This is a genomic window from Acidobacteriota bacterium (assembly GCA_016715115.1).
In the GTDB taxonomy this organism is placed as follows: Bacteria; Acidobacteriota; Blastocatellia; order Pyrinomonadales; family Pyrinomonadaceae; genus JAFDVJ01.
In genome coordinates, this window is the sequence record JADKBM010000003.1 from 25,788 (window position 1) to 31,792 (window position 6,005).

The 6,005-nt window shown below is 53.8% G+C and carries 5 protein-coding genes; 3 read left to right on the plus strand and 2 right to left on the minus strand.

Translation table 11 applies throughout. The features are described 5' to 3' along the window. The first annotated feature begins 563 nt into the window (after nt 1–563). Nucleotides 564–788 (plus strand): hypothetical protein, encoded by a 225-nt coding sequence (locus IPN69_02220; protein ID MBK8809528.1) that lies wholly within the window; start codon nt 564–566, stop codon nt 786–788. 164 nt (nt 789–952) lie between these two features. Here IPN69_02220 and IPN69_02225 read toward each other — a convergent pair whose 3' ends face one another. Further along, nucleotides 953–1,720, minus strand: a complete 768-nt coding sequence (locus IPN69_02225; protein MBK8809529.1) for a hypothetical protein — start codon at nt 1,718–1,720, stop codon at nt 953–955. Nucleotides 1,721–2,451: 731 nt separating this feature from the next. Next, nucleotides 2,452–3,834 carry a transglycosylase SLT domain-containing protein gene (locus tag IPN69_02230; GenBank protein ID MBK8809530.1) on the minus strand — a complete coding sequence of 461 codons (1,383 nt, stop codon included), beginning with the start codon at nt 3,832–3,834 and terminating at the stop codon, nt 2,452–2,454. Nucleotides 3,835–4,397: 563 nt separating this feature from the next. On the opposite strand from IPN69_02230, the gene IPN69_02235 reads away from it, so the two are divergent. Together IPN69_02235 and IPN69_02240 are read left to right on the plus strand one after the other, a co-directional pair. Further along, nucleotides 4,398–5,459 carry a hypothetical protein gene (locus IPN69_02235; GenBank protein ID MBK8809531.1) on the plus strand — a complete coding sequence of 354 codons (1,062 nt, stop codon included), beginning with the start codon at nt 4,398–4,400 and terminating at the stop codon, nt 5,457–5,459. 198 nt (nt 5,460–5,657) lie between these two features. After that, nucleotides 5,658–6,005 (plus strand): aminopeptidase (locus IPN69_02240; GenBank protein MBK8809532.1); only part of this gene is annotated, 348 nt, incomplete at its 3' end.

Sequence of the window (6,005 nt, forward strand, 5' to 3'; positions counted from 1 at the left end):
TCGTTTTATCGACGACGGAAAGACGAACGACTGACATCGACGGGGAAATAGCGTGTAAAATAGCATGAAGTTTTCACGTGTGTGTTTTTGGGGCAACCTAAGTCCTAAGGCGTCTCACGCGAAACGGTGTTTGGAGTTTACCGCTTTGCGGTGCTGAATCCTTGCTCTTGAGAATGTCTGGTCCAATTTTATTTGGCGGACGCATTACGGCCGTTACGATACGGTTGTAACGCGGGATTAATAGTATTGTGGCTGCAGATTTGGATTACGAAACGATCAGAGTATGAACTCGTTGTTTCGCTTCTTAAGCAATGATCGTTGGCCCGAAATTTCAGGACGATTCGATGCGTGTGGCGGCGATCCAACATGAGTCGTATCACAATGCGTTGTGGATCATTTTGAACGCGGCGCGATTTCGATTTGTGTCGGCTGAACGGATTGTCCAAACGCGGACGGAGCTTGGCCGGCGGTTCGATTTGGCCGTGTTCGACCACCGGACGCTTCAGCGGTTTCATGATGCATTGGCCGCGAGGTTCCGCTTTCGGTTTTGCATGGAATCGAGTTTGTTCGATCCAAAGCAGGACAAAAACGATGAGTCTGAGTGGATCAACGATCTGTGGATTACATTTCTGCGCGAAGAACTTTCGCGTTTGCTCGGCTCGTTTGAGGAACTGGCCGCGAACATCGGTATTGCGGCCTTTTATCCCAATCCCGAACCAAAGGGAACTGCGGCAGAGGAATATCTTCACGAACTGACGGTTGCGGAGTATCCGATGTTGAAGCTCTAGCTGAGCTTGGGCCAATTACGCAACAACATCAAGTTGCAACCGGGGTTCCGCGTTTGGAGAGTGACAACGCGGACACGGCCGGCTAATCGCGCCGTTCGGTGTGCCGGCAAGTTTGAAAAGCGAAGCGGCGAACGGCGCTTTGGGCGATATTCGCCGCGTCATGATCAGCCGATTTCGACGTCGGAGACGAGCGGTACTTGGTTGCCGAGGAAGGCCTCGACGATCGGTGAACGAAAGTCACGGATATTCGTGCCGTAATTCTCGAACTTGGCGTTCAGCCTTTCGACAATGAACGGACGTCGTGTTTCGGGTGGCCAGGAATCATAATCCTTCGGAATAATGGGGTTCCTGGGTTCAACTAGTTCGCCGACCAGTTCGTAATCGTACGGGCGCTCTTCAGTATCAAACGAATCGGTTTTGTACAGGAGATAGCACAATTGCGTCGATGAAAGCCCGATCGCGTACTCAACGGTTTCGTCAAACGTCATCCCCAATTCCGTACAAACCTCGTCCGACAAATGCCGCACCTCCCAGTTCGCCTTGATCTGCGGGTCGCCGTCGAGGGCAAAGAATGGTCGGTAGAACGCTTCGACCAACGTTCGGCGATCTACGAATGCGCAAATCAGCGGCGCCTCGTCTGGCTCCCTGTAATAATGCGAGACGCGGAACAGACTCTTGCTGCGATCATAATGCTCTAACTCGAATTCAAATTCCGTGCCCTCGTCGTCGAACCAGAAAGAGCAACGATTGACGCCAATCGCCGCCGCTTCAAGCCATCGACGCAAGTCCGGCAACGGATCGTAAAAAGGACCAGAAGCGATCCTTAAACGTTTGGTCGCCGACGTAATGCGAAAGCCGATCCAATCATATTCGGTCGGCCAGTATTCAACTTCAGGTTCTTGAATGTCACAGGATTCAGGTAATGTTCTCATTGAAATTCCTCCAAAATAAGAAAAAACGATTCCGTGATTTCAGGCACACTTATTCTGGAAGCGCACCTATCACTAATTCGTTTACATGAATCCGCGTTTCGCGAACTTTTCAGATTATGTAGCAAACACGATTTCGAAGCAACTTGGCAGACGTCAGATAGCAGACGTCAGATGTCAGGCGTCAGCGGCGGTGCGGGAAGTTACTCCTTTTTTGATCCAAATCTAAGCGGTAAGAAGTCTTGAAAGTGGCCCGTTCGAAACTTGCTACGACCGGCAGCATTGACGCTTGGGTGGTTCAACAGGCCCCGAACGGTCCAGTCTGAAAAGTAATACCGCGATCCGATTCTGTCAATTGGATCGTGGAAAGTTAGAGTCTGTCGCCGGTAGCGTCGAACAAAGTGCCTCAAATTAGATCCCGATTAATTCAGTTCATTTTGGAAGCTGAAGCGTTATCCGCATTTCCGCACATCAGCGGGCAGAGCCCGGCGGTAGACGGTAGACGGGAGACGGGAGACGGGAGACGGTAGACGGGAGACGGTAGACGGGAGACGGTAGACGGTAGACGGTAGTCGGCAGTCGTGACGTCCGACCTCAGCCAACAGCTCACGGCTCACCACTTCCTGCTGACCGCTGACTGCTCATTGCTCACGACTCACAGCCGTCTACCGTCTACCGTCTACGTCTACCGTCTACGTCTACCGTCTTCCGGTCTACCGTCTACCGTCTACCGTCTACTGCCGCCTGGTCAAATCTTCCTTGTAGAGTTCCCGATACACTCGGTAGTTGCTCATTACCTTGAAAACGTAGTTCTTCGTTTCGGCGAATCCGACCTCGGAAGCGAAGATCGCGGCCTCTTTGGGCTTTGTGCGTCCCAGCCAGCGAAGCGCGTTGTCCTCACCACCGTTGTAGCTCGCGGCGATGGCTTCGTACATCCCGCCGAATTCATTCTTCAGTTCGCCGATATAGTAGCTTCCGATCGCGATGTTCGTTGCCGGATCGTAAAGATCGTCCGGTTTGAGGGCCGGATAGCCCGTCAATTTGCTGTATTTGATGGCCGTATCGAAAACGAGCTGGAGCAGTCCGCGCGCCGCAGCCGGCGACTTTGCGCCGGGACGGAAGCTGCTTTCCTGTTTCATTATCGCGAGGACGAAACGCGGATCGACATTTCGGAGCTTCGCATTTCGCAGAAGTTCCGTGCGATAGAGAACCGGAAAGTCCGTGAAATTCTTTGCCGAGACGCTGACCGTCTTCTTTACCTGGCTGCCCGGATCGAGTTTCGCCAGGCGTTCGGTCGAGAGTCCTCCGTAGTAAGATGAGATGCTGTCGGGAATCGTCCGGTACGCGGTTACGGCTTCGGCGCGGCGACCTGCCTTTTCAAGTCCGTACGCGCGAAGGAAGCGCGTCTCGTCGAATCCGACCATCGAGCCGCTGAATCGGTTGAGCAACAGCAGGTCGTCCGCGGCCTTGACGACTTCGTTCCAGTTCTGCCGGAAAAGTTCCATTCTCAGGCGCGCGTGGAGCGCGTTCGTTTCGACGGGCATCCCTGAGAATCGCACCCGCGTTTTTTCGACCCAAACGTTGGCCTCGGCGTAACGTCCCGCCTCGCGGAGCGCATCGATGATATTGAGATGGGCCGAATCGATCTTCTCACCGGTCGGGAACATTATCGTGTATTGCTCGTAAACCTTGACCGCCTCGTTCGGCTTGCTCAGGCGAACGTAACAGGCGCCCTTGAAAGCGGTTCCCTCGCGTCCTTCCTTGGTTCCGAGGTAATCGGGCGACAACTTGTCGAACCAGTTGATCGCTTCCTGATATTTTCTTTCCCACATCAGCGAACGCGCCATTCCGAAGATCGCGCGAGACATTCCCGGGTCGGTCGGGAAATTCTCCATAAACTTCTGAAAATGTTCCCGCGCCTGCGGGAAAAGCCGGTTCGCCATATAAACATCGCCGCGGTAGAGATGCTCCTCGGCGGCCAGCGAGATCAGTTTGCCCTGAGCGTCGCGGCTCGCTGCGTCTTTCTCTGTGACGAGCCCGAGCGACGCGTCCGACTGCGCGAACACGGCAATCTGAAAGAAAATAACGAATGCTATCGGAATAATTGTCTTTTTCATACTTCGAAATTGCGGGAAGCGGCAAAACTCAAGCTTAACCGATTTTTTGACGCCGCGTAAACGCCGTTGGTTGCCGTTCTTTCGACGGCCGTTGAAACAATTGCGATCGGCTTGCAAATCAGAGGGTTTAGGTCGAAAATCGTTCAATCAGATTCCGATCCAAAATCATCCAGGAGATCCTACCGTGAGTTTTAGACGTTTTAACGCAGTTCTTTCAATCTTATTGATATCCGCATTCGCCTTCGGTCAATCGAAATCGAAACCGTCCGACAAGTTCAAGCAACTCGACGAGGATTTGCCCACGCCCAACGAATATCGCACGGCGTCCGGCGCTCCGGGTCACAGATACTGGCAGAACCGTGCGGATTATGTGATCGACGTCGAACTTGACGACGCCAAACAGCGCATCACCGGACGTGAGACGGTGACTTACAAGAACGTCTCGCCCGACACGCTAAACTATATCTGGTTGCAGATCGATCAGAATCTCTTTGCCAAGGACTCCGACACTCAAAAGACACAAAACGCGCCGAATTTCGAGGGCGGCGGATTGCCTCTGAGCGTTGTTGAACAGCTTGCCGCTCGCGAGTACGACGGACGCGTCAACATTACCGAGGTCTCCCGATTCGACCGGGAAAGCGCTCAAACACACGCTCAACCGGACGATGATGCGCATCGATCTGCCGGTTCCGCTCGTTTCCGGCGGGACGTTCGTTTTCAACGTCGCCTGGAATTACAACATCAACAACCAGCGCATCTTTGGCGGCCGCACCGGTTTCGAGTATTTTTCGCGCGACGGCAATTACATTTACGAGATCGCGCAATGGTTCCCGCGGATGGCGGCTTACACCGATTATCAGGGTTGGCAGCATCATCAATATCTCGGCGCCGGCGAATTCACGCTCGAATTCGGCGATTATCTCGTTCGTGTCACCGCGCCGAATGATCACGTCGTCGCCGCGACGGGCGTCCTTCAGAACGGTGCGCAGACGCTCAAACCGGAATGGGCGGCGCGTTTGAAACAAGCCGAAACGGCCAAGGAACCGATCAAGATCGTCACCAACGAAGAGGCGAAATCGAACGAATCGAGCAAGCCGACGGGCAAGAAGACCTGGGTCTTCAAAGCCGACAACGTTCGTGATTTCGCGTTTGCATCGTCGCGCAAATTCGTCTGGGACGCGCAGGGCCACAATGTCGAAGGCAACAAAGTGACGGCGATGTCCTATTATCCGAACGAGGGGAATCCGCTCTGGGAGAAGTATTCGACCCACGCCATCATCCATACGCTCAACGTTTATTCACGCTACACGTTCAAATATCCGTATCCGATCGCGATCTCGGTCAACGGCCCGGTCGGCGGAATGGAATATCCGATGATCTGTTTCAACGGACCGCGTCCGCTGCCCGACGGGACTTACTCGGCGCAGACCAAATACGGGCTGATCTCGGTAGTTATACACGAAGTCGGGCACAACTATTTTCCGATGGTCATCAATTCGGACGAACGCGATTGGACCTGGATGGATGAAGGCCTGAACACCTTCACGCAGTTTCTCGCCGAACAGGAATGGGAGAAGAATACCCTTCGCGGCGCGGCGAACCGCAATTCATCACCGATTATATGACGAGCGATAATCAGGTGCCGATAATGGTCCAAAGCGACTCGCTCCTGCAGTTCGGCAACAATGCTTACGCGAAACCCGCGACCGCGCTGAACATCCTGCGCGAAACGATCCTCGGTCGCGAACTCTTCGACTTCGCGTTCAAGGAATACGCGCGCCGTTGGCAGTTCAAGCGGCCCGAACCGGCGGACTTTCCGGACGATGGAGGACGCCAGCGGTACCGATCTCGACTGGTTCTCGCGCGGCTGGTTCTATTCGACCGATCACGTCTACATTTCGATCGAGAACGTTCGGCTTTACCGGATGAATACCCGAAATCCCGACGTTGAAAAAGAGCTCCAGCGAAAGCAGGCGAACAGCCAGCCGAAAACGCTCACCGAGAAGCGCAACGAAGAACTGCCGAAACGCCTCGACCAATACCCGTCTCTGCGCGATTTCTACAACGATTTTGACCAGTTCAAGGTGACCGACAAGGACCGCAAGGATTACGAGTCCTTCGTCGCAAATCTAGACGACAAGGAAAAGTCTTTGTTGAACGGCGACTATTAC